General features: G+C 45.2%; 24 protein-coding genes. 17 read left to right on the top strand and 7 right to left on the bottom strand.

The window, feature by feature from the left end; translation table 11 throughout:
• Positions 1 to 21: 21 nt before the first annotated feature.
• Positions 22 to 600, bottom strand: a complete 579-nt coding sequence (locus tag NST34_RS05435; RefSeq protein WP_042185403.1) for a histidine phosphatase family protein — start codon at positions 598 to 600, stop codon at positions 22 to 24.
• A 175-nt stretch (positions 601 to 775) separates the two neighbouring features.
• On the opposite strand from NST34_RS05435, the gene NST34_RS05430 reads away from it, so the two are divergent.
• The 11 genes from NST34_RS05430 (at position 776) to NST34_RS05380 (ending at position 12,131) form a co-directional block, all read left to right on the top strand.
• On the top strand, positions 776 to 1,933 hold the full coding sequence (locus NST34_RS05430) for a phosphodiester glycosidase family protein (protein ID WP_076299211.1): 1,158 nt from the start codon (positions 776 to 778) through the stop codon (positions 1,931 to 1,933).
• 379 nt (positions 1,934 to 2,312) lie between these two features.
• Positions 2,313 to 3,011, top strand: a complete 699-nt coding sequence (locus tag NST34_RS05425; protein ID WP_076283987.1) for a response regulator transcription factor — start codon at positions 2,313 to 2,315, stop codon at positions 3,009 to 3,011.
• Complete coding sequence (locus NST34_RS05420; RefSeq protein ID WP_341127321.1) at positions 3,008 to 4,006, top strand: sensor histidine kinase; 999 nt, start codon at positions 3,008 to 3,010, stop codon at positions 4,004 to 4,006. Before NST34_RS05425 ends, NST34_RS05420 begins: the two co-directional genes overlap by 4 nt.
• Positions 4,007 to 4,228: 222 nt before the next feature.
• Positions 4,229 to 4,999, top strand: coding sequence for an ABC transporter ATP-binding protein (locus NST34_RS05415; protein WP_341049917.1), 771 nt, complete (start codon positions 4,229 to 4,231; stop codon positions 4,997 to 4,999).
• Positions 4,974 to 6,920 (top strand): ABC transporter permease, encoded by a 1,947-nt coding sequence (locus tag NST34_RS05410; RefSeq protein WP_341127320.1) that lies wholly within the window; start codon positions 4,974 to 4,976, stop codon positions 6,918 to 6,920. Before NST34_RS05415 ends, NST34_RS05410 begins: the two co-directional genes overlap by 26 nt.
• The gene (locus NST34_RS05405) at positions 6,917 to 7,882 is read left to right on the top strand and encodes a DUF418 domain-containing protein (RefSeq protein WP_341127319.1); all 966 of its coding nucleotides are present in this window, start codon (positions 6,917 to 6,919) and stop codon (positions 7,880 to 7,882) included. The genes NST34_RS05410 and NST34_RS05405 overlap by 4 nt, the downstream gene beginning before the upstream one ends.
• 86 nt (positions 7,883 to 7,968) lie before the next feature.
• Positions 7,969 to 8,925, top strand: coding sequence for a helix-turn-helix transcriptional regulator (locus NST34_RS05400; RefSeq protein ID WP_076283984.1), 957 nt, complete (start codon positions 7,969 to 7,971; stop codon positions 8,923 to 8,925).
• 103 nt (positions 8,926 to 9,028) lie between these two features.
• Entirely contained in the window at positions 9,029 to 9,487 is a 459-nt protein-coding gene (locus tag NST34_RS05395) for an SRPBCC domain-containing protein (protein WP_341127318.1), read from the top strand.
• A gap of 274 nt (positions 9,488 to 9,761) precedes the next feature.
• Positions 9,762 to 10,016 (top strand): FeoA family protein, encoded by a 255-nt coding sequence (locus NST34_RS05390; protein WP_076283983.1) that lies wholly within the window; start codon positions 9,762 to 9,764, stop codon positions 10,014 to 10,016.
• The gene (locus NST34_RS05385; RefSeq protein WP_341127317.1) at positions 10,013 to 10,744 is read left to right on the top strand and encodes a FeoB small GTPase domain-containing protein; all 732 of its coding nucleotides are present in this window, start codon (positions 10,013 to 10,015) and stop codon (positions 10,742 to 10,744) included. The genes NST34_RS05390 and NST34_RS05385 overlap by 4 nt, the downstream gene beginning before the upstream one ends.
• Positions 10,722 to 12,131 (top strand): nucleoside recognition domain-containing protein, encoded by a 1,410-nt coding sequence (locus NST34_RS05380; RefSeq protein WP_042185383.1) that lies wholly within the window; start codon positions 10,722 to 10,724, stop codon positions 12,129 to 12,131. The genes NST34_RS05385 and NST34_RS05380 overlap by 23 nt, the downstream gene beginning before the upstream one ends.
• Positions 12,132 to 12,662: 531 nt before the next feature.
• Here the strand turns inward: NST34_RS05380 and NST34_RS05375 are convergent.
• On the bottom strand, positions 12,663 to 13,346 hold the full coding sequence (locus NST34_RS05375) for a hypothetical protein (RefSeq protein WP_143759394.1): 684 nt from the start codon (positions 13,344 to 13,346) through the stop codon (positions 12,663 to 12,665).
• 133 nt (positions 13,347 to 13,479) lie between these two features.
• The gene (locus NST34_RS05370) at positions 13,480 to 14,889 is read right to left on the bottom strand and encodes an aminotransferase-like domain-containing protein (RefSeq protein ID WP_341127316.1); all 1,410 of its coding nucleotides are present in this window, start codon (positions 14,887 to 14,889) and stop codon (positions 13,480 to 13,482) included.
• Positions 14,890 to 15,050: 161 nt separating this feature from the next.
• Here NST34_RS05370 and NST34_RS05365 point away from each other — a divergent pair, with 161 nt between their 5' ends.
• From NST34_RS05365 to glpX, 4 genes are all read left to right on the top strand, one after another.
• Positions 15,051 to 15,983, top strand: coding sequence for a DMT family transporter (locus tag NST34_RS05365; RefSeq protein WP_341127315.1), 933 nt, complete (start codon positions 15,051 to 15,053; stop codon positions 15,981 to 15,983).
• Positions 15,984 to 16,125: 142 nt separating this feature from the next.
• Positions 16,126 to 16,782, top strand: coding sequence for a helix-turn-helix transcriptional regulator (locus tag NST34_RS05360; protein ID WP_042185371.1), 657 nt, complete (start codon positions 16,126 to 16,128; stop codon positions 16,780 to 16,782).
• A 12-nt stretch (positions 16,783 to 16,794) separates the two neighbouring features.
• Positions 16,795 to 17,601, top strand: coding sequence for a pyruvate, water dikinase regulatory protein (locus tag NST34_RS05355; RefSeq protein ID WP_445667653.1), 807 nt, complete (start codon positions 16,795 to 16,797; stop codon positions 17,599 to 17,601).
• Between the two features lie 42 nt (positions 17,602 to 17,643).
• Entirely contained in the window at positions 17,644 to 18,639 is a 996-nt protein-coding gene (gene glpX, locus NST34_RS05350) for a class II fructose-bisphosphatase (RefSeq protein WP_042185368.1), read from the top strand.
• Between the two features lie 82 nt (positions 18,640 to 18,721).
• Here glpX and NST34_RS05345 read toward each other — a convergent pair whose 3' ends face one another.
• Complete coding sequence (locus tag NST34_RS05345; RefSeq protein WP_341127314.1) at positions 18,722 to 19,390, bottom strand: general stress protein; 669 nt, start codon at positions 19,388 to 19,390, stop codon at positions 18,722 to 18,724.
• Between the two features lie 202 nt (positions 19,391 to 19,592).
• Between NST34_RS05345 and NST34_RS05340 the strand changes: the two genes are divergently transcribed.
• Positions 19,593 to 20,441, top strand: a complete 849-nt coding sequence (locus tag NST34_RS05340; RefSeq protein ID WP_076283977.1) for an AraC family transcriptional regulator — start codon at positions 19,593 to 19,595, stop codon at positions 20,439 to 20,441.
• A 94-nt stretch (positions 20,442 to 20,535) separates the two neighbouring features.
• The gene (locus tag NST34_RS05335) at positions 20,536 to 21,525 is read left to right on the top strand and encodes an aldo/keto reductase (RefSeq protein WP_371915722.1); all 990 of its coding nucleotides are present in this window, start codon (positions 20,536 to 20,538) and stop codon (positions 21,523 to 21,525) included.
• 82 nt (positions 21,526 to 21,607) lie between these two features.
• On the opposite strand, the gene NST34_RS05330 is transcribed toward NST34_RS05335, so the two are convergent.
• The 3 genes from NST34_RS05330 to phnE (NST34_RS05320) form a co-directional block, all read right to left on the bottom strand.
• Positions 21,608 to 22,339: a ZIP family metal transporter gene (locus tag NST34_RS05330; protein ID WP_042185362.1), complete on the bottom strand. Its 732-nt coding sequence runs from the start codon at positions 22,337 to 22,339 to the stop codon at positions 21,608 to 21,610.
• A 170-nt stretch (positions 22,340 to 22,509) separates the two neighbouring features.
• Positions 22,510 to 23,313 (bottom strand): phosphonate ABC transporter, permease protein PhnE, encoded by an 804-nt coding sequence (phnE, locus tag NST34_RS05325; RefSeq protein ID WP_341127313.1) that lies wholly within the window; start codon positions 23,311 to 23,313, stop codon positions 22,510 to 22,512.
• Positions 23,310 to 24,101 (bottom strand): phosphonate ABC transporter, permease protein PhnE, encoded by a 792-nt coding sequence (phnE, locus tag NST34_RS05320; RefSeq protein ID WP_042185358.1) that lies wholly within the window; start codon positions 24,099 to 24,101, stop codon positions 23,310 to 23,312. The genes phnE (NST34_RS05325) and phnE (NST34_RS05320) overlap by 4 nt, the downstream gene beginning before the upstream one ends.

The following is a 24,101-nucleotide window of genomic DNA, read 5'->3' as shown; positions in this document are numbered from 1 at the left end:
TGAACATTATCTGAACACTAATTATATCTTCAAATGCCGTGCACAATTGTATAGTTCGCAATTCCATGTCGAATCGGATTTAATAATCCGGGTGATAGATGTATTACTCAGCAAAACAGTTACATTCAGTTCTGGAAAAAGTCTTCTAAGACTACTCCGTAAAATCGCACCATGGCTAACGACCAATATACGACTGCCCGGATGTTTCTCCGCGATATCTTCGATGGCCTGACTGCCTCTGATCTCACTGGCCTCCGGACTTTCCAGTCCCAAATCTAACTTCTTCCACTCACTTCCCCATCGTTCAACGCGATCTTGTTCCGTAGTACCTTCAATCTGCCCTGCGTTCATCTCACGGATCCCTGGTACTAAACCGGCGATCTCCATGCCAAGCCTTGTTGCAATTACCTCTGCTGTTTGTCGCGCTCTAAGCAGATCACTCGAATATAAATAGTCCCATTGTTCAGTGCTGAGCCGTTCAGCAAGAAGAACCGCCTGCTGCACCCCCTCAGCATCCAATGGATTATCCGTATGCCCTTGCGCTCTGCCTTCTTTATTCCACGCGGTACTTCCATGGCGAATTAAACCTATTGTAGTCATAAAGATCTCCCTTTAGTTGTTGAGTTCTAGTACTATTCTTTTTATGGTATCTACATTCTATCAGAATCTTTCCATGGATATTTGAAAAATGAGGTTATCCATGTTTTAGAACTTGAGGTATAATAAACCTTACCGCTTTTTACATCAGCTATAGGATAAGGAGATTTTGGTTAATATGAAAAAGTTATTGTTTCCGTTCTTTCTCGCATTTCTACTATGTTTGGTTCCGGTTTACACAGTTTGTTCCTCCACTGCTGGTGCTGCTCCGGTTCCGAAAAACACCGTGTATGTGACCAAGAATAATCACTCGTACATCCCGCTGCGTCTCTTAAATAATTTCACTGGTATACATGCTGAAATGAATGCTAGTGACAAACGTATAACCATTACGAACGCAGACACTAAGATTACACTTACTGTAGGACAAGCAGCTGCGCTAGTCAACGACAAGCCAGTTACACTAACCGATTCCGCTTTTAGTGATAACGGTACGGTATATATCCCTTTGTCTTTTATCAGCAAAACGCTGGGCTTTCAATTAGAGTGGAATCAGGAAGCCTCTTCTGTAACCCTTACTAATAACGGGGTTTCATCAACGGTACCTGTACTGACTGGCGCACTTATCAAAGCAGATTCCTCCCCCGTTGTCAGTGCTAGTAAAACTTTCAAGGTGGGCGGCAGATCCTTCAAAGCCCAAACGGTTACGGTATCCCTACTGCATCCTAAAGTGAAGCTCGACGTTGTACTAGCAGGAAATACGGTAGGAAAAGTGGAGGACCTGAGCAGTCTAGCCAAGCGCAATAATGCCGTAGTGGCTATTAATGGTACGTTCTTTGATGCCTACACTAAAGGGGCCTACAAAGCTCCTTACGGTTACATGGTCAGTGGTGGAAAAATGCTCAAAAACAGCTCTGGAGATCGCCGCACGATTTTCACCTATGATAGCAATCACCTGGCCTCGCTTATTCCCGGACTAGAGTTTACGAACCATTTCGCTTCCGGATCTATGGAAGGGGCGCTCCAAGCCGGACCACGTCTGCTTGTGAATGGTAAGGTATCTCTTAATGTTGCAGCAGAAGGCTTCAAAGATGCCAAAATCTTAACAGGCGGCGGAGCCCGCAGCGCACTCGGCCTCACTCGCGACCACAAGCTAATTCTGCTAACTACTGGTGGAGCTACTATCCCACAGCTCGCAGAAATGATGAAGCAGGCTGGAGCGTATCAAGCCATGAATCTGGATGGCGGCGCATCAAGCGGATTATACTACAATGGCAAATATCTCACGACCCCTGGGCGCCAGATTAGCAACGCAATTGTGGTTAAATATCAATAGAATGATCTAGCCAGCGGCACGAACGAGCGTTGTGCTAGGTTCGGCTTCTACTTCTAAGAATACTTTTTTTGATGCATCTATTGCAGTTTGTGCAATAGATGCATTCTTTTTTATAGGAAAATAGGATTCTGTTGTACTTTGTACATTAGAATTCGACCTATTTGTAATAATAAGACGTTTTGGTAACCAATTGGTTGCAGGATGTGCAATAGAATCAAATTCCAATGTCTTTTTGATAGAATCTATTGTACAAAGTACAACTATTCCTCATATTATTTTTCGGCAGCTAGACGTCCTTTTTGCATAATTTTCCTAGTCCGTGTTACTGTATAACCGTGTGAACCACTGCATTCTTATATTTGATCAAAGGAGCACAACTATGGAGACTATTCTAATCATAGAGGACGATGCTAAGCTCGCAAGCCTTCTAAGCACGTATCTATCTAAATATGAATTTCGTACGGTGATAGTAGAGGATTTCAACAGGGTACTGGAGATTTTTAATGACACCCATCCTGACCTTGTTCTGCTGGACGTCAACCTGCCTAAATACGATGGGTTTTATTGGTGTCGCCAGATTCGCACTACCTCACTCTGCCCTATTCTTTTCATATCCGCTCGGGATAGTGGAATGGATCAGGTGATGGCGCTAGAAAATGGCGGGGATGATTACATCACCAAGCCTTTTCATTATGAAGTCGTACTTGCCAAAATCCGCAGCCATTTACGCAGAGCTTACGGCTCTTACTCACAAATTCAAGAGGAACGGACGCTCCAAGCCGGAGAACTAATTCTTTATCCTGAGCGGTATGTGATTCAATATGGCGGACATACTAGCGAGCTGACACAGAAAGAAGCGGTTCTACTGGAAGCCTTATTGCTAAAAGAAGGACGAGTTGTTAACCGGGAGCGTCTGCTAGATCTCATGTGGAAGGATCAGCATTTTATAGACGACAATACTTTAAATGTGTACATAACCCGTGTCCGCAAAAAGCTCAAGGATCTCGGTCTTGGCGATATTGTGGAAACCGTAAGAGGCGCTGGCTATCGGCTTATTGTCACTAAGGATATGCCATGAAGCTATTTTGGAGAGACCAGCTTCCATTTATCCTATTCTACCTGCTTCAAGTACTGCTTGTTCCACCACTATATTGGCTGACAGGTGAGGATAGACCCCTCTCGATCATGCTCTATGGCATAGCCCTGAGCACTGCAGTTCTTCTCTTGTATCTTGGCTACCGATACGTTCAGCACCGGAGATTATACGCAGCCTTAAGTAATCCCAAGAATATGCTAGAGGAACATCTTGTTTCCTTAGGAGACACCCCGCTACCAGAAGCGATCCATGAGTTATTACAGCTTATTGACCGCCAGTATCAGGAGCAGGTAAATGGGCATGTCCGCCAAATGGATCAGCATATCGTATTCATGAACCGCTGGGTTCATCAGATGAAGACCCCACTTTCAGTCATTCAGCTTTCGCTAGAGGATCTTGAGGATGAGGCTGCTATAAGTATTCAGGAGGAATTGGAACGTCTGCGCAGAGGGCTGGAAATGGTGATTTATACTTCAAGGCTGGATCAATTTGAGGATGATTTCCAAGTGGAGCCGCTAGTTCTCAGTAAAGTGGTTAGTGAATCTGTAGCTGAGAACCGCAGGCTTTTCATCCGAAGAGGCATAAAAGTAAATATACAAATCAATCCTAACTTCACCGTATATAGTGATGCCAAATGGTTAATGTTTATGCTAACCCAAATCTTAACCAATGCTGTGAATTACACCTCCGGCAACGATAAAACCGTAACTCTTTCATCAAAGCACATCGGAACGGATTTCTTACTTAATATTACAGATCAAGGTATCGGCATTTCTCCTGAAGACCTCAAACGAGTGTTTAATCCATACTTCACCGGTGAACGTGGACGCCAATACCATGAGTCAACAGGAATGGGACTGTATCTAGTGCGAGAAATTTGCAACCGGCTAGGACATACTGTGGAGCTTCAATCTAAGCTTGGAGAAGGCACTACAGTCCAAATTACATTTCACAACAGTGACCATTTACAGAAATAAGATCGGAGGGTACTTCTAGTCATACTTAACTTATGGCTACGGAGTCCCTCTTCTTTATGTATGGCCTACTCGCTTCACGTACGAACATAACCTTAAACGGGTTGTAAGATAACGTTAAGGTAAATCCATAGCAGCACATAGCCCGATCTTGTAAATTATATACATAACACGTCCCCGCTTAGGGACGGCTGAAATCACATTGTAATGGAAGGAATGAAAGGAATGAATGTTTTAGAAGTCAAAGGACTTAACAAAGTATATCCGGGCAAAGTAAAGACACAGGCCCTCACCGATATTCATCTTAGTATTGAAAGTGGCGAATTTGTTGGCATCATGGGCCCCTCAGGGAGCGGCAAAACCACTCTGCTTAACATGGTGTCTACCATCGATCAACCCTCCTCAGGTGAGGTAAATATCAATGGCAGCAACCCTTATCTTTTGAACAAAAAAGACCTTGCTCACTTTCGTCGCAGAGAACTCGGTTTTGTATTTCAAGACTTTAACCTCCTGGAGACTTTAACGGTAGCCGAAAATATCGTGCTTCCTCTAACGCTGGATAATCGCAAGCTCTCCGAAATGGAAGCCTTGCTGCAAAAGGTCGCTGCACGCTTGAACATTACGGAAATTTTGAATAAACGCACCTATGAAATATCCGGCGGACAACGGCAGCGGACAGCGATTGCCCGTGCGATTATAAGTTCGCCTTCGATCATTCTAGCAGATGAACCCACAGGGGCACTTGATTCTAATTCCTCACGAATTGTGATGGAGTCGCTAGAGGATATTAACTGCAAAGAAGGCACTACGCTAATGCTCGTGACACATGATCCGCTGGCAGCGAGCTACTGCAATCGGATTATTTTTATAAAAGATGGGAAGCTAGCAGCCGAAATTCACCGGGGAGATAACCGCCAAGCCTTCTTCCAAAAGATTATCGACACTCTTTCATTCTGGGGAGGGAATAGTCATGAACTTTCCTCAATTCGCGTTTAACAATGTGAAGCGTAATTCTCGGGCGTATTTTGCCTTTTTCTTAAGTAGTGCTTTTATGGTCATGATCTTCTTCTCTTATTCCGTCTTTATTTATCATCCTGGGGTTGCCAGTATCGAGCTAGGTACAAATTCTGCCGCTGGTATGAAAATCGCTTCTTATATTGTGTTTGTCTTTGCTTTCTTTTTCGTTCTTTACTCGATTAGTGCATTTCTGAAACTTCGTAATCTGGAGTTCGGCATACTAATGATGTTAGGTGCACGTTCAGGTCAGATCAACAAACTGATTCTTATAGAAAATATGCTGATCGGACTGCTGTCCATAGTAACAGGTATGTCTTTCGGCATGCTTTTATCCAAGTTATTTTTGCTGCTCAGCACGACCATTATGGGAATGGATCATTTACCCTTCTATTGGCCTGTAAAACCACTGATGATCACATCTATTTCTTTTATATCACTGTTTCTAGTCATCTCTATCTTCACACTGTTATTTATCCGCAAACATCAAGTCCTTGATCTGTTAAAAGGGAGTGTTAAACCTAAAAAGGAGCCCCGTGTATCATGGCTGCTATCACTCCTTGGGCTTCTGTTATTGACGGCTGGGGCACTCGCCATTCGAAAGCAATTGTCTCCAATTACGTTATTAGTTGCTGCTGTCACGGGGATCGCAGGTACCTATTTCTTTTACTCTCAGCTGTCCGTACTCGGAATACGCCTGCTTAAACTAAGCCGCAAGCGACTTTGGCGCGGAACCAACCTGTTATGGATTTCCGAGATGAGTTACAAGATCAAAGATAATGCAAGAATGCTGTTTCTTGTAACGGTTGTAACCTCGCTCGCTTGCATGGCGTCAGGATTTATTTTATCGATGAATCAAGCAAACGTAGAACTCTATAAAAATAGTCCATTCGCCATGGAGTATTCGATTTATAAACCAGGGAAAACTCATCCTGATTTAGAACCCATTCATAATAAATTACAAAACGCCAAAGTGGAGTATACAGAGAATAAACTTGAGCTGATCTCTGCCTCCATTCAGAGTCTGGGTAAAGAAGCTACCCAAAGCATTGATTTAATATCCTGGTCCCAGTTTAATCAGTTATCTTCAAAAATGGATATGTCCGAAGTAGCTCCCTTATCTGACAAAGAAGCTGTCTTACTGCTAAACCCTCAGTTGAATTCACAGAATTACACTACTAATCAAAAGATTCTGTTGAAGGTTCAAAACGATACGGAGCTTATGCTGAAAGAGGTACAAATTCCGAAGAGCCATCCCATGGGGCAATATACAAGCTCACTCTTAATTGTAGATGACAGCTTGTACAAGAATATCTCTTCTTCAGCAGCGAAGTACACGAGATCATATGTGAAATATCTATATAAAATCCCTGCTTGGGACGGTCCACCGCCTGTGGAAACCTCACCTGAAGCCATCATCACTAAAGAACTGATCCAGTGGAGTAGGGATTCCAACAATACCAATAATCAATATATCTCCATATTAGATGCTCGAGCAGATAATTATCTAATTACCAAACAAGGTATGGCTATGCTTAGCTTTATAGGGATCTTTATCGCGCTTATCTTCTCACTTTCTTCGGCCAGCTTCCTCTTCTTCAAGCTTCATACTGAGCTGAATGCAGATAAGCAAATGTATAATGCCTTGTCTAAAATCGGTCTAAGCGTCAAAGAAATGTCTGCTTCTGCCACCAGACAAATCTCTGTGCTATTCTATATTCCGATCATTGTCGCCACCATCCAGACGCTTGTCGTAATCCGACCGGTATTGAAGCAAATTAGTATCACGAATGTAACGGTGCCTGTGCTGATTACGTCTGGAGCATTCCTTGCTGTGCAAACTATATATTTCATCATAGCGCGATCACGCTACATTCAAAGTCTCAAGAAGATGATGGTATGAAGAATATGGTGAAAAGAATCATAACACTCGATGTACTCCGTGGCTTTGCTCTAATGGGTATCATCTTCATAAACATTCGTCAGATGGTATTCGGTACGATGGAATTTAACTCGCTCGATTTGCAGATTATTCGTTTTCTTGATGTAGCAGTGGATCACCGATTTTTTGTAATATTCTCATTTTTATTCGGTGTTGGCTTTCAGTTATTCTTATCCCGGGCTGAAGCTAAAGGGGAGTCTAAGCCCTGTTTATTATTTCTGCGTAGGCTGTTCATTTTATTTCTAATCGGTCTGGTGCACCATTATTTCCAACCCGGTGAAACCTTGCTCATCTATGCAGTCATTGGACTGATTCTCCTTCCTTTTTATAAGTTAAAGTCAAGTTTTGTACTGGCTGCGGGCATTGTGGTCACCCTTGCAGGTCTCTACTTAGGCCCGATAGTGGTAACGTTTGGTATGTTTCTGCTTGGGCATTGGAGTGGTCTGATTGGATTATTTCAGAATCCATCACGGTATAAGCAAGGATTAAGGATCACACAAGTGGTTTCTCTGCTGCTAATCATTCCTATGTATTTTGCACAGCAGAGTATCATGAATAGTACGGGCGCTCTGGATGTAGCTCTCGCAGTAGGCGGGCTTCCAGTCAGTATTTTTTATGTGACAACGCTAACCCTACTCATGCGCCATGGAGCTGTACAGAAACTACTTGCGCCCCTTGCTTCTCTAGGCAGAATGGCTTTAACCAATTATTTAATGCAGACCGTTATTATTTTAATGCTATCCAATCTGCTAGATTGGCCTAGTACAGTGCATGTATCGACGCAGATGATTGCAGCGGCGGCCATACTGCTTCTACAAATCATATCTAGTACCCTTATTCTCAAACGGTTCCGGATGGGACCGGTAGAATATTTATGGCGACTCGGAACCTATGGTAGACAACGTATGCTTAAACAGCGATAAGATCATACCGAAAGGATTCTGGCTGATCTATGAGCATTTTGCTATAGTTGAACTACTAATTCCTACAGCAAGGAGGCTCAAGATTTATGTCCAAGGCCGATCATATGTTATCCATTCTTTGGATGCTTAAGCAGCGGGGAAGAACCGCCGGAGAACTAGCGGAAGCGTTAGAGATCAGTGTTCGGTCTGTGTACAGATACATCGATGCGTTATGCATCAGTGGTGTACCCGTTATTGCGGATAGCGGGCCTGGTGGCGGTTACAGCTTACCGGAGCATTTTATTGAGGCTCCATTATTCTTTGACTCCGAAGAGCAGCGTGCCCTTCTACAAGCTTCTTCTTTTGCCAGGGGGACCGGATATCCTTATGTTGAAGCTCTGGACCGAGCCCTATCCAAGCTAAAAAGATACAGCAATGCCCAGCAATTAGAACAAATGGAGCGCCATGAGAATGGTATTGAGACGATCCATTCTCCTTCCCCGTCGCTTAGCCATCTGATTCAAGAATTGGAATTGGGGGCAGCGAACGGATACACCCTGCAAATGGAATATCGTAAGGGTAATGGAGAAACCAAATCATCCCGTGCCATTGATCCTTACGGACTTGTACTCTGGAAGGGCCAATGGTACACCGTAGCTTACTGCCACGAGCGACATGAAATTCGTAGTTTCAGGGTGGATAGAATCATTGAACTACATCGTACAGAAGCTGTGTTCGCTCGTCCTGCTGACTTCTCTGCACGTGATTTTTTGTTAAAGAGCTTACTGCCTGCACGCAATACTGAAGAGAAACTAGTTACAGTACTCATCGCATCCGATGAGGGAGTCTTGAATGATCTATGCAGTCATTGGTTGTTCGGACATACGCTGGTACAGCGCATGGAAGGACAAGCCCGCTTTCAAGTGGACGAAACTTCTTTACTGACTTATGTACCCTACTTCTTGTTGCCTTATGGAACCACATTACGCATCATGGAGCCTTCTTCCCTGAAAGAAAGACTAGCGGACATAGCCATTAATTTAGCAGCTCATTATAAGACATAAATTATTCTTTAGGATCACTGACCGTAGTTGTCAGTGATCCTTTTGTATAGTGTAAATGAGTCTGAGGGAATAAATGAACCTATAAATCAAGGAGGAATAACGAATGAAGGAACTACACTATGAATTTTATATTGGCGGAACACCTGAGCAGGTATGGGAAACCTTAATCTCTCCGGAAGGTACGAAGCAGATTTATTACGGCAGCGTTATTCGTTCAACCTTCAAAGAAGGAGAATTACTGGAATACATCGGACCCGGTACAGATGGAGATGAAACGCTGCATGTCTATGGGACTCTGCTGGAGTTCACCCCACAAAAAGCACTGCGTTTCACGCATAAGGTCGGCCCCTCCTATCATAAAGGACATGAAAGATATGAATCGCGTATTTCTTGGCTGCTTGAACCAGTGGGCGGAACTACTAAGCTCACGCTTATCCATGATGAATGGCATCCTGAAGATCCTTCGTATGCAGGCAGCATCAGCGCTTGGTGGCAGGTTCTAAGTAATACCAAGACTTTAGTAGAGACTGGACGCACGCTTGATTTTGGAAGCTGGATGTAACTTCACGGCTAATAAAAACTTGGATTAGACTATTCCAATTAAAGACAAGCCTATAAGTAGACTCAACCTTAGCCCCTCGGCTGGAGAGCGCAAGCCTTCTTTCTGTTAGGGGCTTTTTTGCGCCTAAATTAATTTTGCCTTAGGGAAACATTCTTGTTGCAGGGACAAAGTTGTTCACATATACTAATATTGTGTCAGACCACAAGAAAAATTCCAGTGCACAAAATAATAACCATAAAAATACAAATAATAATAAATGAAAGAAGGGGATCTAATGTCTGGAGCTAGTATTCCTTTATCAGATGCGGCTAAAGGAAGCACACTGCGTATCAGCGGCATTGAAGTTCAGGGTGTGCTTAGAAGAAGATTACTGGATCTCGGGTTTGTAGTCGGTAATGCCGTTGAGGTGTTACGGCGTAGTCCCTTAGGAGATCCTATAGCTTTTCGGGTAAGCAACACGACCATTGCATTACGTAGAGAAGAAAGCTCTTTAATATTTGGAGAAGTCATCGGAGGTGTAGAAGCATGAGTCATTTCACAGTCGCTTTTGCAGGCAATCCTAACACTGGCAAAAGCACGCTTTTCAATCTGCTGACCGGCATGCGCCAGCATACAGGAAACTGGGCAGGTAAAACCGTCATTACTGCTGAAGGCGAGTTTAAGCATAAGGACCATACGTACCTCGCAGTAGATCTTCCTGGTACGTATTCGCTGTACTCGAATTCTGCTGATGAAGAAGCGGCTAGAGATTATATTATTTTTGAACAGCCAGATGTGACACTAGTTGTTCTTGACGCTACCTCACTAGAACGAAATCTCAACCTTGCCTTGCAAGTGCTGGAGATTACCGGGCGGGCTGTAGTCTGCATCAACCTCATCGATGAAGCCCGTAAACTCGGTATCGACATCAATCTGAAACGTATTTCCAATCGTCTCGGCGTGCCTGTTGTAGCGATATCAGCTCGCAATAAAATCGGTATTAAGGCGTTATTGGATCAGGTGGAGCGAGTGGCTACAGGCGCATTCACTGCACAGCCACTGCGTATTACGTACAACGAGGAGATTGAACGAGGAATTGCAGAGCTTACACCGCTGGTAGAACAAACCATTGGCAGCAAATACCCGGCCCGCTGGATTGCATTGCGCCTGTTAGATGGTGATGACAGCCTTCTTACCTCACTTAAAGAGAATATGAAGAATAAAGAATTACCTGAAGCAAAGGAGGTCATCGGTCATGGAGTCACCGCATATCACTAAGGGATTAGATCCTCTAGATTCCTTGCTGTCCACCGCGAAAAAGCTCGCTGACGGCGGAGCGATACGGGATGAGATTGTCAGTGGTATCTATGGCGTATCCGCAGGCATCTGCGGGGATGCAGTCACCTATAGGGATAAGAAGAAGCTGAATAGCACTTATAAGCTAGATAATATCGTAACTTCAAAAATATGGGGATTCCCCATTATGCTCGCCATCCTCGGTATCGTGTTCTGGATTACGATTGCCGGCGCCAACTATCCTTCAAGCTGGCTTGCTTCCTTCTTCGGCTTCATCGAAGGTTATCTCACTGCCGGATTTGAGGCGATCCATGCCCCCGCTTGGCTACACGGTGTACTTGTTCTGGGATTATATCGAGGAACCTCTTGGGTCATCAGCGTCATGCTGCCACCAATGATGATATTTTTTCCAGTGTTTGCGCTGCTTGAGAATTTCGGATATCTGCCGAGGGTTGCTTTTAACATGGATCGGTTGTTCAAAAAATCAGGTGGTCACGGCAAGCAAGCTTTGACCATGTCTATGGGTTTCGGCTGTAATGCCGCCGCGATCCTCTCCACACGAATCATCGAATCGCCGCGTGAACGGATGCTCGCGATTTTGACCAACAATTTCGTTCCATGTAACGGCCGCTGGCCGACATTGATTCTATTATCTTCCTTATTCATGGCAGGAGCGGCTACGACAGGCGCACTCCGTACCCTCACCACCGCCTCCGTACTTATGGGGATGGTGCTGATCGGCATCATCGTTACTCTGACGGTTTCCTGGGTCATGTCCAAAACTGCGCTACGCGGTGTTCCAACGCACTATACACTAGAGCTCCCGCCCTATCGTCGTCCACAAATTTGGAAGACCATACTTATTTCCTCTAAAGATAAGTCCCTTAACGTACTTACTCGTGCCATCGTCGTTGCTGCCCCTGCCGGTATTATCACTTGGATTCTTGGCAACCTGTTTGTTGGTGGAGATTCTGTCCTGAATCATATGGCCGCATTCTTCGATCCTTTTGCACACATGCTCGGCATGGATGGCTTTATCATCATGGCCTTTATTCTTGGACTTCCTGCGAATGAAATCGTACTGCCCATTCTGCTTATGGGCTATATGTCCTCAGGAGCTATGGTCGATATCGACAGCTTGGGCAGCATCAAAGATGTCTTTTTATCACATGGCTGGACTTGGCTGACCGCACTTAATATGATGTTGTTCTCCCTGCTCCACTATCCTTGCGGCACTACACTCGTGAACATCTATAAGGAGACGAAAAGCATGAAGTGGGCTGTTCTCTCAGCAGTCATCCCACTCGGTATCGCCATTGGAGTAACCTTTGCTGTCGCTCAGCTTGCTCGGTTGTTTGGCTGGGTGTGACGAAGCTTGTAGCATGAATTCATCTTACAGCAGCGAACTTTAACTGATTTCAACTTACATTAGCTAAATTTACTTTGTCTCACCTTACAACATCTAATGTTCACCGTATTTCACAAAATTCTGCCCTCCTTGAACTCATAATTAGGGAAATTCTCCCCCAAATTCGAACTTTATAAGCGCAAATTAAACTTTTTGCGGAAATTCTCCCTAATAAATAGTCGATTATAGGAAAAATAGGGCATTTCCGCAGAATTTTAGGGAGGAATTCCCCAATTATCGATCATATAGAGTAAAATACGATTAAATCAGGGAGATTTTCCCTAATTATCGATAATATCGAGTAAACCACGACAATTTTAAGAAGGATTTCACTTACTTCGAGTTTTGATGACCCGAGCTATACTTAAGCACCAGTACCCACACCGCCCACCACCTACTTAAGGTCAGCTCAAACAAATAAGCGGTCGCCCGAACAACTCCCGGGCGACCGCTTATTTCATCACGACATAACGTGAACCTACAGTTATAGCGTTATTTCTTACGCGTTCCACCATCTCTACGACGGTAGAGTACAGCGCCAGCTATCGCTATCAAAACGATAATGATTCCGCTGATCCCTACATTAACAAGTGGAAAAGAGTCACTCTCCGCAGCTGGTTTCCCCTCAACTTCAGTCGCCCCATTATTCCCAGTTTCAGATTTCGGCGAATGGTTTGATGTTACCTCCGGAGAAGCTGTAGGAGTACCTGCCGATATACTAGGTCCAAGCTCCTTCAGATCCTCTGATGCCGAGGCAAGCAGCTTCGTTCGGCTGCATAAACTGGCCTCTAATTTACCAGAGTCATCTTCGTCATTAGCATACGCATAGACGATATAACTTTCCCCTTCCACGAATTCAAACCCACAGCTGGCAGACGATAAAGCAGTACTCAAGGTAACTTTATTCCCCTTAATTCCTTTCCAGCTGGAATCGACTTCAAAGGTTACTTTTACTGGATCCGCAGATGAGATTATAGTCCCCTTTGGCTCCTTTTTGTCCACTACTTTCCCAGTAAAGACGGCTGAACTTGACTCCAGCGCCTCAAGTGGCTCCGCAGGTACAACACAGGAACACGCATAAGTAACGGAGGGACGCACCGTCAGTAAGGCCATAAATATTAACGTTATACTTAGGAACATCATAAGTGGACTGCGGAACTTGGTCTTAAACATCATAATAACCTCCTTCTTTACTCTACAGACGGAACAGAAGAAGAAAGTGTTACAACAATTTCCAAACAAGTTATACAAGTCTAATCTTTTCCATCCTAAATAGTCTTCATTAGTTCCTCATGTCTACTGTACCTACTCATAACCCTCGCGCAATTGCAATCATCCGCTGAATCCCCTCACGTAGCACCCCTTCGCTTGCAAAGGAGTAACTTATTCGAATCCTCGACCTCATCTCACCAAGCGGATCAAACAACTCTCCTGGCACAAAAGCAATCGACTGGGCCATACTTGAGACAAACAGTCGATCCGCCGAAAGATGGTCCGGCAGCTTCACCCATAAATTCAAGCCCCCTTGCGGAGGCGTCCACTCCCACCCAGTCCCAGCCAGCTCCTCCTCTACAATCTCCTTATGCACCTGAAGTGCAATGCGTAGCTTACCGAGATGCTGTTGCAAACGTGATGACGTGTAGTAATGTAGGAATATCTTCTGGTTAAGCAGCGGAGTACCATTGTCCGCGAGTGATTTGGCCGTGATCAAGCGCTCCATAAACGGATAGCGACAAGCCACCGCACAGATCCGTAAGCCTGGGGCTACATATTTACTGAAACTGCTAATATAGATCACCCAACCTTCGGTATCGTAAGCAAAAAAGGGCGGCGGGGGCTCCTCTTCAAAATACATATCGCGGAACGGATCATCTTCGACTAACAGACAGCGATAACGCTCGGCAAGCTCGACCAACAGTTTACGTTGCTGCGCTGGCACCGTATATCCAGTTGGGTTATGATGAGTCGGATTGATATAGAACATGCGCGGTCTATGCTTTTTCATCAGCGCTTCAACTTCCTCCAAGTCGTAGCCCATCGGAGTGATCTCCACCGGAACCAGCCTTGCCCCCTCCCGGCGAAAAATATCCATGGCCACACTGTAGGTCGGTCGCTCCACAAGCACCGTGTCCATAGGCCCGAGCACAATTCGTGATATCAGATTGATCGCCTGCTGCGCACCTGAAGTAATAAGCAGCTCTTCCGAGGATAACTGTAGCCGATGCTTCTTCCGAAAATGACGACTAAGCGTCTCCCGTAACTCCTCATCTCCCTGAACCGAAGAGTACGTCCCCATGACCTTGGGATATAAATCGAACACTTTTTTGACATAGTCGGATAGAAAAAGATTTGGCAAAAGACCTGGATCAATCAGCGCCTGTGAGAACTGATACTTAGCAGGCATTCTCTGTATATCCGAAAGAGGATTAGTGAGCGCATAGGCAGTCACTGCTGCTCCTTTTTCTACAATAGGAACCAAGCTAACAGGCGATACGTAATAACCTGATTTATCTTTTACATAAACTTTTCCATCCTCTGTCAGCATTCTATACGCTTTGAATACTGTCAGTCGATGTACCTGTAATTCCTCCGCTAGCAGCCGTATAGAAGGAAGCTTATCATGTGCCCCCCACTCCCCTCGCTCCATGCGATTCACTAGAAATTCATATACCTGCCGAAACAAGGGATGATTATTCTCCACGCTCGCTGACTTTTTCACCTCACTGCAACTCCTCTCCGAACAACTCCTATTTACAGTATTGTACACGATTTTCGAAGTCATCTGTTCTACTCAACATCATCTGTTCTGTGTTCTCCCCTATATGATTAACGAACTGATTCAAGGATCGTTATATACACACACTAAAGGGGACTTTCAAAATGATCTTATTCGCTTATGCACTTGTATGTCTGATCTTCGGCACGACCTTTCTAGCTATCAAAATCGGTGTGGATGCCGGTGCGCCGCCCTTCTTTTCAGCAGGCTTGCGATTTTTTGTTGCAGGCGCTGTTCTATTTCTATGGATGGTCTGGAAACGAAAAGCTAGCTTCTCCCTGCTCCTGCGTAAAGAAATGCTCTTCACCGGATCTGCGTTAACCTTTGGCACCTTTGCAGGTCTCTACTGGGCTGAACAATATGTATCTTCCGGGTTAGCAGCTGTACTCTCTGCCACGGGTCCGATCATGATTCTGTTGCTCCAAACTTCTATTCTTCGTCAAAAAGCACCTGCCATCTCACTATATGGTTGTATCATCGGGTTGACTGGCGTACAGCTGCTCGTTCTTCCTAATCTTGTCGTTGATATTTCACCGTTATGGCTCATCGGCTGCGCAGCTGTCCTCATTGGGGAATGCTGTTACGCAGTAGGTGCGATTTATTCTAAAAAAGTAATCAATAGTATGCCCGAGGTCTCTCCAATCGCACTAAATGCAGCCCAAATGATGTATGGTGGAGTGCTGTTATTCATTCTTTCCTTAGCCACCGAAAATGTACATCCTGAGTTTCTGTTCTCTTACGAGACCGCAGGTTCACTGCTCTATCTAATCGTAATCGGCTCGATGGTCGGTCATTCGTTGTTCTACTGGCTCGTCGCTAAGACAAATCCTGTGTTTCCCTCTACCTGGCTCTATATCTCTCCACCAATTGCCGTAGGGGTTGGCTTTTTCTTTTATCATGAAGCCGTGAATTGGGTTACGATCCTCGGTGTATTCACTATCATTGCTGGGACCATCCTGGTCAATGCTGATGCCTTGAAACAATTAATGTTAAAGCGTAGGGTACGTACATCTGCGTCAAAAAAAATGAATATATGACGTACTATATATTGCATTTATGACCACTATTGCGTATTATATAACCAAGTTAAATTAAAAACATCTATATATGACTCATATATGAAAGGAGGATTCGCTTAACGGCGCTTCTTTTCTAAAGAGGAATGCCTTTTTATCTGAAGTGGAGGGAATTGCGATCGAACTGACATCACGTCAACTAGAAATCATTGATATTGTGAACAAAAGAGCTCCGATTACCGGCGAACAGATTGCCGAATGTCTGAATTTAACACGGCCAACGATTCGCTCCGATCTCTCTGTTCTGGTTATGCTCAAATATATCGATGCTAAACCTAAAGTCGGTTACTTCCCGGGACTCAAATCATCTAATCGTCTGGGAAGCAATTATTTGTTGCAGGAGACAAAGGTAAAAGAGATTCAAAGTGTACCTATCATTATCCGTGAGACTACTACGGTTCAAGATGCCGTAGTTACGCTATTTCTACAGGATGTTGGCACCCTTATTATTTGTGACGAAGAGGGCAAGCTCACCGGTGTTGCTTCACGTAAGGATTTCCTGAAAGTAACCCTTGGCAATCCGGGTGCTGTCTCCATGCCCGTAAGCATGGTCATGACACGCCAGCCTAAAGTAGTCACAACTTCACCAGATGAGACGGTGCTTGATGCCGCACATAAAATGATTTTTCACGAGGTAGATAGTTTACCGGTAGTTGTTCCCAGCGCCACAGAAGACAATGGTACGAAACTGGATGTCATAGGACGCTTGACGAAAACTGCTATCGTAAAACTTCTCCTCGAACTAGAAGCCAAAGGATAACAGGAGGAATTCATGAGCATCGAGCAATCTTCCAACCTAATAACGATCTGCTCAGATTCTATAGGAGATACGGCGGAAGCTGTCGTGCAGGCCGTCATTCATCAATTCCAGAATCAGCAGATCACCATCAAAAGATACGGGAACATTAGAAATGAAGATGAGCTCCGGAAGCTTATGGAAGAAGCCGCACAGCATAAAGGTTTTGTCGTCTATACGCTGGTGCAGCCGGAGCTAAGAGAAATGATTAAAGAAGAGGCTGTACGGCTTGACCTTCGTATCGTCGATATTATGGGTCCAATGATGCAAGCTTTCATTGATACGTTTGACGACGCTCCTCAACAGCGACCGGGTTTATTGCACCAGCTTGATGAGAACTACTTCCGACGTATGGAGGCTATCGAATTCACAGTTGCCTGTGATGATGGCCGCGATCTCGGCGCTATACTGAAGGCCGATATCGTTCTGCTAGGGATGTCCCGTACTTCGAAAACACCACTTAGTATCTTTTTGGCCCATCGGGGGAAAAAGGTCGTTAACTATCCGATTATTCCTGAAATTGCTCCTCCGCAAGAGCTGCTAAGCTTGCCGTCGAACCGACTGATCGGACTAACCATGAAGCCGGAGTATATGCTGAAGATTCGCTCCGAGCGGCTGAAGGCGCTTGGGTTACCGACTGGCTCCCAATATGCAAGTCTGGAGCGGATTACAGAGGAGATGGAATATGCCTCTTCTCTGTTCAATAAGCTAGGCTGTCCTGTAATCGATATTACCGACAAAGCTATAGAAGAAACCGCTGGTATTATTATGGGTTATATCTAACATTCAGATTAAAATTTATGGGATGTACTGGAGGGAATTAGAATGGATCGCGAACTGGCTCTTGAGATTGTACGGGTAACTGAACTAGGTGCATTATCCTCAGCTCGCTGGATCGGGCGGGGAGATAAAAATGCGGCAGATGATGCAGCCACGACTGCCATCCGCTCCATGTTTGATTCCGTCTCCATCGACGGAACGGTCGTCATTGGTGAAGGAGAGATGGATGATGCTCCAATGCTCTATATTGGCGAGAAAGTCGGGAATCAAAAGGGTCCTTCTGTCGATGTAGCCGTCGATCCTCTGGAAGGCACTGAAGTGGTGGCCTGTGGTCTTCACAATGCCCAATCCGTGATTGCCATAGCAGATAAGGGCAGCCTGCTGCATGCTCCAGACATTTATATGGAGAAACTCGCTTGCGGTCCTGAGCTTGCCGGGAAGCTTAGTCTTGAAGACCCTGTGGAGGTCACTCTCCAGAAAGCATGCCTCTTCAGTGGCAAGTCCCTCTCCGAGCTAACCGTAATGGTACTTGACCGCAAACGGCATGAGGAGCTCATTCATAGTCTTCGAGAAGCGGGTGTACGGATTAAGCTACTCGGTCACGGCGATGTGGCTGGCGCTATTGCAGCAGCCCTGCCGGATAGCGATGTCGATTTGTACATGGGCTCGGGCGGAGCACCTGAAGGCGTCCTTGCCGCTGCCGCACTGAAATGTCTTGGTGGAGAAATGCAGGGCCGTTTGCTTCCCGATGGACCTCTTGAGCAGCAGCGCTGTGTCCGTATGGGAATTTCTAATCCTACGCGAGTGTTATACATGGAGGACATGGTTGGCACAGGCGACGTACTCTTTGCCGCCACTGGCGTAACCTCAGGTGAATTTCTGAACGGTGTCCGTTTTATCGGCAAAGAGCGCGCTGAGACGCATTCGGTCATCATGCGGGCACAGAGTCGAACAATCCGCTACATCCGTAGCATTCATTTTCTGCCTGGCAAAGAAATACCGGATGGACTAACCGTTAGACAGAATGTTGCCTCATTATAAAACCACAAAAAACAGGCTATCTCACCAGCACACCCATGGCTAGTGAAATAGTCTGTTTTTTTACGTCATAACTAATCCATACTTATTTATTTCTAATACGCTCACTCGCTAAGGTATCCATGGCATCCAAGGTTCCGGTAGCTTGAGCTAGATTTCTCGCCTCTTGTTGATCAGCGGCTCTGAGCGCATCGCTTTCCTTTACACTGCCATCATAATTTCGATTCTCAGCTGTATTCATATTCGCAATTTCCTCAAAACGGTCTGTGTTCAGACTATTATGCTGTACGAAGATCCGCTTCACTTCTTCCTCTTTCTGCTCGCCCTCCACATCCACCATTACAAGAATATGGCCTTCATCTACATAGTTATCGTACCGCTTGGCTTCCTCTTCAGGAATGCCAAGTCCAATAAGACCGCCAACTAATCCACCGCTGCCTGCACCTATTGCCGCTCCAGCAAGTGTTGCCGCAAGCGGTCCGGCTGCAATGATCGGCCCGATGCCTGGAATAGCCAAAGCGCCTATCCCCATCAAGAGCCCAGTTAATCCACCCAGCAGACCACCCGTAGCTGCACCAGTAGCTATTCCTTCCGGCGCTTGCGTCCCTGATTCATCTCTAAGCGTATCCGCACTCTCTGAATTTCTCGCGATAATCGATATGTCCTCTGTTCTGCAGCCTTGACGTTTCAACTCTTCAATTGCCCTCGAAGCTTCGTATTCGGCAGCAAAGACACCCACTATTCTCTTATTCATCTCCATTACCTCCTAATGATCGAAGTTAGCTCATACTTTCAGCTTCATAGCTTACTTAACCAAACTGAGCTGGGATAAACTTCTATCACAGAATTCGCAAACCATTCCAAGTAATGTTCCCACTAAAATATGCTGTATAATAAAAGAAAGCGGGCATAATCACCCTTAGTTAACTCTATAAAAGAAAGAGACTGAAGCATTCATGGCGATTTTTAATTATAATTCTGAGCGTCCCTTCAGAGGTAATCCCGATCTGCATCTCCATTACTGGGGGCGGGAGCAGTGTCTACCTGGGCATTTTTTCGGACCTGGAGTTCGTGACGTTTACAAAATACATTTCATTCATGAGGGAACTGGAAAGGTATCTGTGGGTGAACAAACCCATATCCTGCAAGCGGGACAAGCTTTTCTTACCTACCCTCATATCGTTACTTCTTATGCAGCGGACCTGACCAATCCTTGGATCTATTCCTGGGTAGCCTTTACCGGAGAACAGGTATCATATATTTTATCCAAAACCTCCTTGACCCCTGAGCAGCCAATCTTCCCGATGGATAAACAGCTTATGCCTAATCTCTACGAACGCCTGACAGAAGCAGCCGACAATTCGGATTGTCTTGACCTGCCGCTAAAAGCGATCATGTATGAGTTTTTCTCCCTCTTGCTACAAGCGGTGCCAGCTGTTCCGGATGTACTTCCTTTACCGCGTCAAAAGAGTATTTACGTCGAGCAAAGTCTCCACTTTTTGCATACACATTATTGTGAGAACATTTCGGTGGAAATGCTGTCTTCTTCTCTCAAGCTGGATCGCAAATATTTATCTTCCTTGTTCAAACGGACCATTGGTATGCCACCACAGCAATATTTATTGAATTACCGTGTCGCTAAAGCATGCGAGCTTCTGACAGAAACCCTCTGTACTATCGGTGAGATCTCCCGTTCCGTCGGCTATCAGGACCCCTTACTCTTTTCGCGAATGTTCAAGAAGGTGAAAGGTTGTTCTCCAAAAGAATACCGTATCCGTCATCTCGAAAATGACATTGTGCTATAAACTTCTTCCTTGCTGACATACGTTTGTCCGGGATCTTTCGCTACAATAAGGACGTAACGTAATCAGAAATAAGTCTTTTTAGGAGGAAATAATGATGTATAACGCAAGCGCTACCAGATATGACAATATGAAATATAACCGCACTGGAAAAAGCGGTCTACTCCTTCCGGCGATCTCGCTAGGACTTTGGCATAACTTTGGCGGAAACGACTTATTCGAGAATGGTCGCGCCATGGCAAGAAGAGCTTTCGATCTTGGAATCACTCATTTTGATCTCGCTAATAACTACGGTCCCCCAGCTGGCTCCGCAGAAGAAAGCTTTGGTCAAATCCTTAAGAAGGATCTTGCTCCTTATCGTGATGAAATGGTCATCTCTACTAAGGCTGGATATTATATGTGGGCCGGTCCATATGGCGAATGGGGCTCCAAGAAATATCTCGTCTCCAGTCTAGACCAAAGCTTGAAACGTATGGGCCTTGATTATGTAGATATTTTCTATCACCACCGTCCAGATCCGAATACACCACTGGAAGAGACTATGGCTGCGCTGGATCTTATTGTACGTCAAGGTAAAGCGCTGTATGTTGGGATTTCGAATTACAACCCTGAACAGACACGCGAAGCGGCACAAATTCTGCGTCGACTTGGAACGCCATGCCTGATTCATCAACCTAACTACTCCATGATGTCCCGCTGGATTGAAGATGGCTTGCAGGATGTATTAACTGAGGAGGGTATCGGATCGATTGTGTTCTCTCCACTACAAGGAGGCATTCTGACCGACCGCTATCTTAACGGAATTGCTCCTGATTCTCGCGCTGCTGGACCAAGTGTATTCCTGTCCGAAGATGCCATTACGGAAGAGAAGATCGCTAAAGTTCGCAAACTGAACGAGATTGCTGCTGCACGTGGACAAAAAATGTCTCAGCTAGCGTTGTCTTGGGTACTCCGGGGAGGTAAAGTCACTTCAGCTTTAATCGGTGCAAGTAAGGTGAGCCAGATTGAAGATGCAGTCGCTTCCTTGAATGCACCGGAGCTAAGCGCAGAAGAGCTGGAGCAAATCGAGACGATTTTGCGAGGATAATTATAGATTAAACCATAAAGACGGCCAATGAGGTCAGGCAGCTTAAGCTGCTCTGGCACTTCTTTGGCCGTTTTTTCCCTATTCACCCAAATATCTGCGTGATATACACCATAATCAGTAATCCAAAGATAAACGAATACGTCGAAGGCCGTTCGTAACCATGACCGTGACTCTCCGGAATAAGTTCCTTGTAGACGATGAACAGCATAGCCCCGGCGGCAAAAGCAAGACCATAGCCCACTACATTCTGTAGGTAACTCGCCGTAAAATACCCAATAACCGCAGATACCATTTCCATAAGTCCGGTAAGCGTAACGATTCCTAATGCTTTTAACTTGGTTGTTCTAGAATTCATCAGAAAGACTGCGAGAATCAATCCTTCAGGCATATTTTGTGCACCAATCGCTATGGCCACGGTGGGACCCAGACTCGCCTGCTCACTGGCATAACTGAATCCCGTACTAAGACCTTCTGGTATATTGTGAATGAACAACGCAATCAAAACGAGCAGCGCCTTGGAATCCATATTGGTATATCCGGGTTTATTCTCCACGTCGATATGCGGGATGTTCTTTTCAATTAAATCAAGCAGTAGAACTCCTGTAATCAGGCCCAAGGTTAATGCGATAATCCCCGATTCTTTAATCGCTTGCGGCATAAGTCCAAATGTAGAAGCCGATACCATTATACCTGCAGTAAAAGCCACGAGAACGTCCTTCCATTTCTCAGATAACCTCTTCACGAACAGGATCGGAAACGCTCCAAGCACCGTAGCCATTGCCGATACAAAGCTCCCAATAAGCGCAGATTCCAAGCCTTCAACTCCTTTGGTACAAGTTCGGATAGACCAACATATGTTAACACAAAAAGTATTATTACTTCTATATAGCTTTTCCGAATAGTACGCTAATCATAAAAAGACCCCCATAGGCTCGCTTCATACCCTAAGGAGGTCTTTGTCTAACATGTAATTATGCGATTCTGTTACACTAGCTTCTTCCGAATCATGCCGGAAATCAGATCAATAATCGTAATCATCGCAATGATACCTAGCAGGATAATTCCAACACGGTCCCAATTCCGTGAACTGAGGGCGAAGATTAACGGTGTGCCAATTCCGCCTGCTCCAATCACACCCAGAATCGTAGCTGAGCGAACGTTAATTTCGAATCTGTATAAAGTGTAAGATAGAAAGCCTGGCAATACCTGCGGCACAACAGCAAACCATAACACCTGCATGCGGCTGGCACCAGAAGAGATTAAGGCTTCGAGTGAACCGTTATCAATATTCTCAATCTCATCCGCGAACAATTTGCCGAGCATGCCAACGGAATGCAGTCCTAGAGCCAGTACACCCGCAAATGAACCCGGCCCAACAGCCTTGATGAACAGCAAAGCCATAATGATCTCAGGGAATGTCCGTATAAAGCTTAATATTAGCTTGCCGGAACCCGAAATCGCCTTTCCCTTGCTCATGTTGACCGCAGCCCAAAAAGCAAAGGGGATACATATGAAGGTCGAGATAAAAGTCCCTAAAATTGAAATAGCTAACGTCTCAAGTAATCCTCGAAGCAGATCCTCCCCATCTGGTAAATAAACGAAGGCCCAGTCAGGAGAGAATATCCCGGCAAAGATGGCCTTAGTAATGATCCCAGCGGTTTCTTTAAATCCATTAAATGGCACTCCCGAAAAAGCCCAGATGTACACTGCCGCTAATGCTACATAAATCAGCCATCGGAAACGATTTTTACGAGGTTTGGGTACTAGGGTATTCCATGATTTACTCATATTAATTTCTCCCGCAGCTTAGTGCTTACATAATCAATAATCAAGACTACTGCTAATGTGAACAAGATGATGGTGCAAGTCTTATCGTATTCTAAAAAGCCTAATGTCACTTCATAGTAATGGCCGATTCCACCCGCGCCTACCAAACCTAAAACTGCTGCAGCACGGACATTAATCTCAAAGGCATACAGCACATAAGACATGAAATGAGCCTGTACCTGCGGAATGACGCCGAACATAATTCGTTGAGTCTTATTCGCTCCGACCGAAGTCATTGCTTCCAAAGGTCCCTGTTCAATCGTCTCCAACGATTCATAGGTAAGCTTGGCGATCAGCCCTAGCGAAAATACCGTCAAAGCAAATATTCCCGGAAGCGCACCGAGGCCAAAAATGGCGACAAAAATAGAAGCCAGCAGTAGATCGGGAATTGTACGGATCAAATTCAGCAGCATACGTACCGGATAATGAAGCCATCGGCTTTGCGTAATATTGCTTGCACACAGCAAGGCAATGGGAACCGCCAGAATGGCACCAAACGTTGTACCGACCAATGCCATCCGGATCGTCTCCAGCATCGCATCTATAATATTGTCAAAATACCCCCAGTTTGGAGGGAACATTTCCTTAAGCAGATCCAGCATATTTGGCAGACCGGAGATCAGCTCTCCAATGGATGAATCGGTCAAGACCGCACTTCTCCACAGTAATACTACTAATATAATAGCTGTAAAATAATGCTTTATCTTCCTTGGCGGTTTGGGATGTAGCTTCTCTGCATTCACACTCAT

This window comes from Paenibacillus sp. FSL H7-0714 (assembly GCF_038003765.1).
Classification (GTDB): Bacteria; Bacillota; Bacilli; order Paenibacillales; family Paenibacillaceae; genus Paenibacillus_AQ.
Note: the sequence above shows the minus strand (reverse complement) of the source record. Positions and strands in the feature narration are given on the sequence as shown.

Bases quoted from the DNA above. Each gene is read 5' to 3' on its own strand.
- phnE (WP_341127313.1), bottom strand. From the start codon at position 23,313: ATGAGTAAATCATGGAATACCCTAGTACCCAAACCTCGTAAAAATCGT.
- NST34_RS05430 (WP_076299211.1), top strand. From the start codon at position 776: ATGAAAAAGTTATTGTTTCCGTTCTTTCTCGCATTTCTACTATGTTTG.
- NST34_RS05410 (WP_341127320.1), top strand. From the start codon at position 4,974: ATGAACTTTCCTCAATTCGCGTTTAACAATGTGAAGCGTAATTCTCGG.
- NST34_RS05385 (WP_341127317.1), top strand. From the start codon at position 10,013: ATGAGTCATTTCACAGTCGCTTTTGCAGGCAATCCTAACACTGGCAAA.
- NST34_RS05395 (WP_341127318.1), top strand. From the start codon at position 9,029: ATGAAGGAACTACACTATGAATTTTATATTGGCGGAACACCTGAGCAG.
- NST34_RS05435 (WP_042185403.1), bottom strand. From the start codon at position 600: ATGACTACAATAGGTTTAATTCGCCATGGAAGTACCGCGTGGAATAAA.
- NST34_RS05400 (WP_076283984.1), top strand. From the start codon at position 7,969: ATGTCCAAGGCCGATCATATGTTATCCATTCTTTGGATGCTTAAGCAG.
- NST34_RS05335 (WP_371915722.1), top strand. From the start codon at position 20,536: ATGTATAACGCAAGCGCTACCAGATATGACAATATGAAATATAACCGC.
- NST34_RS05405 (WP_341127319.1), top strand. From the start codon at position 6,917: ATGAAGAATATGGTGAAAAGAATCATAACACTCGATGTACTCCGTGGC.
- NST34_RS05425 (WP_076283987.1), top strand. From the start codon at position 2,313: ATGGAGACTATTCTAATCATAGAGGACGATGCTAAGCTCGCAAGCCTT.
- NST34_RS05390 (WP_076283983.1), top strand. From the start codon at position 9,762: ATGTCTGGAGCTAGTATTCCTTTATCAGATGCGGCTAAAGGAAGCACA.
- NST34_RS05345 (WP_341127314.1), bottom strand. From the start codon at position 19,390: ATGAATAAGAGAATAGTGGGTGTCTTTGCTGCCGAATACGAAGCTTCG.
- NST34_RS05420 (WP_341127321.1), top strand. From the start codon at position 3,008: ATGAAGCTATTTTGGAGAGACCAGCTTCCATTTATCCTATTCTACCTG.
- phnE (WP_042185358.1), bottom strand. From the start codon at position 24,101: ATGAGTGTGAATGCAGAGAAGCTACATCCCAAACCGCCAAGGAAGATA.
- glpX (WP_042185368.1), top strand. From the start codon at position 17,644: ATGGATCGCGAACTGGCTCTTGAGATTGTACGGGTAACTGAACTAGGT.
- NST34_RS05365 (WP_341127315.1), top strand. From the start codon at position 15,051: ATGATCTTATTCGCTTATGCACTTGTATGTCTGATCTTCGGCACGACC.
- NST34_RS05415 (WP_341049917.1), top strand. From the start codon at position 4,229: ATGAATGTTTTAGAAGTCAAAGGACTTAACAAAGTATATCCGGGCAAA.
- NST34_RS05375 (WP_143759394.1), bottom strand. From the start codon at position 13,346: ATGATGTTTAAGACCAAGTTCCGCAGTCCACTTATGATGTTCCTAAGT.
- NST34_RS05340 (WP_076283977.1), top strand. From the start codon at position 19,593: ATGGCGATTTTTAATTATAATTCTGAGCGTCCCTTCAGAGGTAATCCC.
- NST34_RS05355 (WP_445667653.1), top strand. From the start codon at position 16,795: ATGAGCATCGAGCAATCTTCCAACCTAATAACGATCTGCTCAGATTCT.
- NST34_RS05380 (WP_042185383.1), top strand. From the start codon at position 10,722: ATGGAGTCACCGCATATCACTAAGGGATTAGATCCTCTAGATTCCTTG.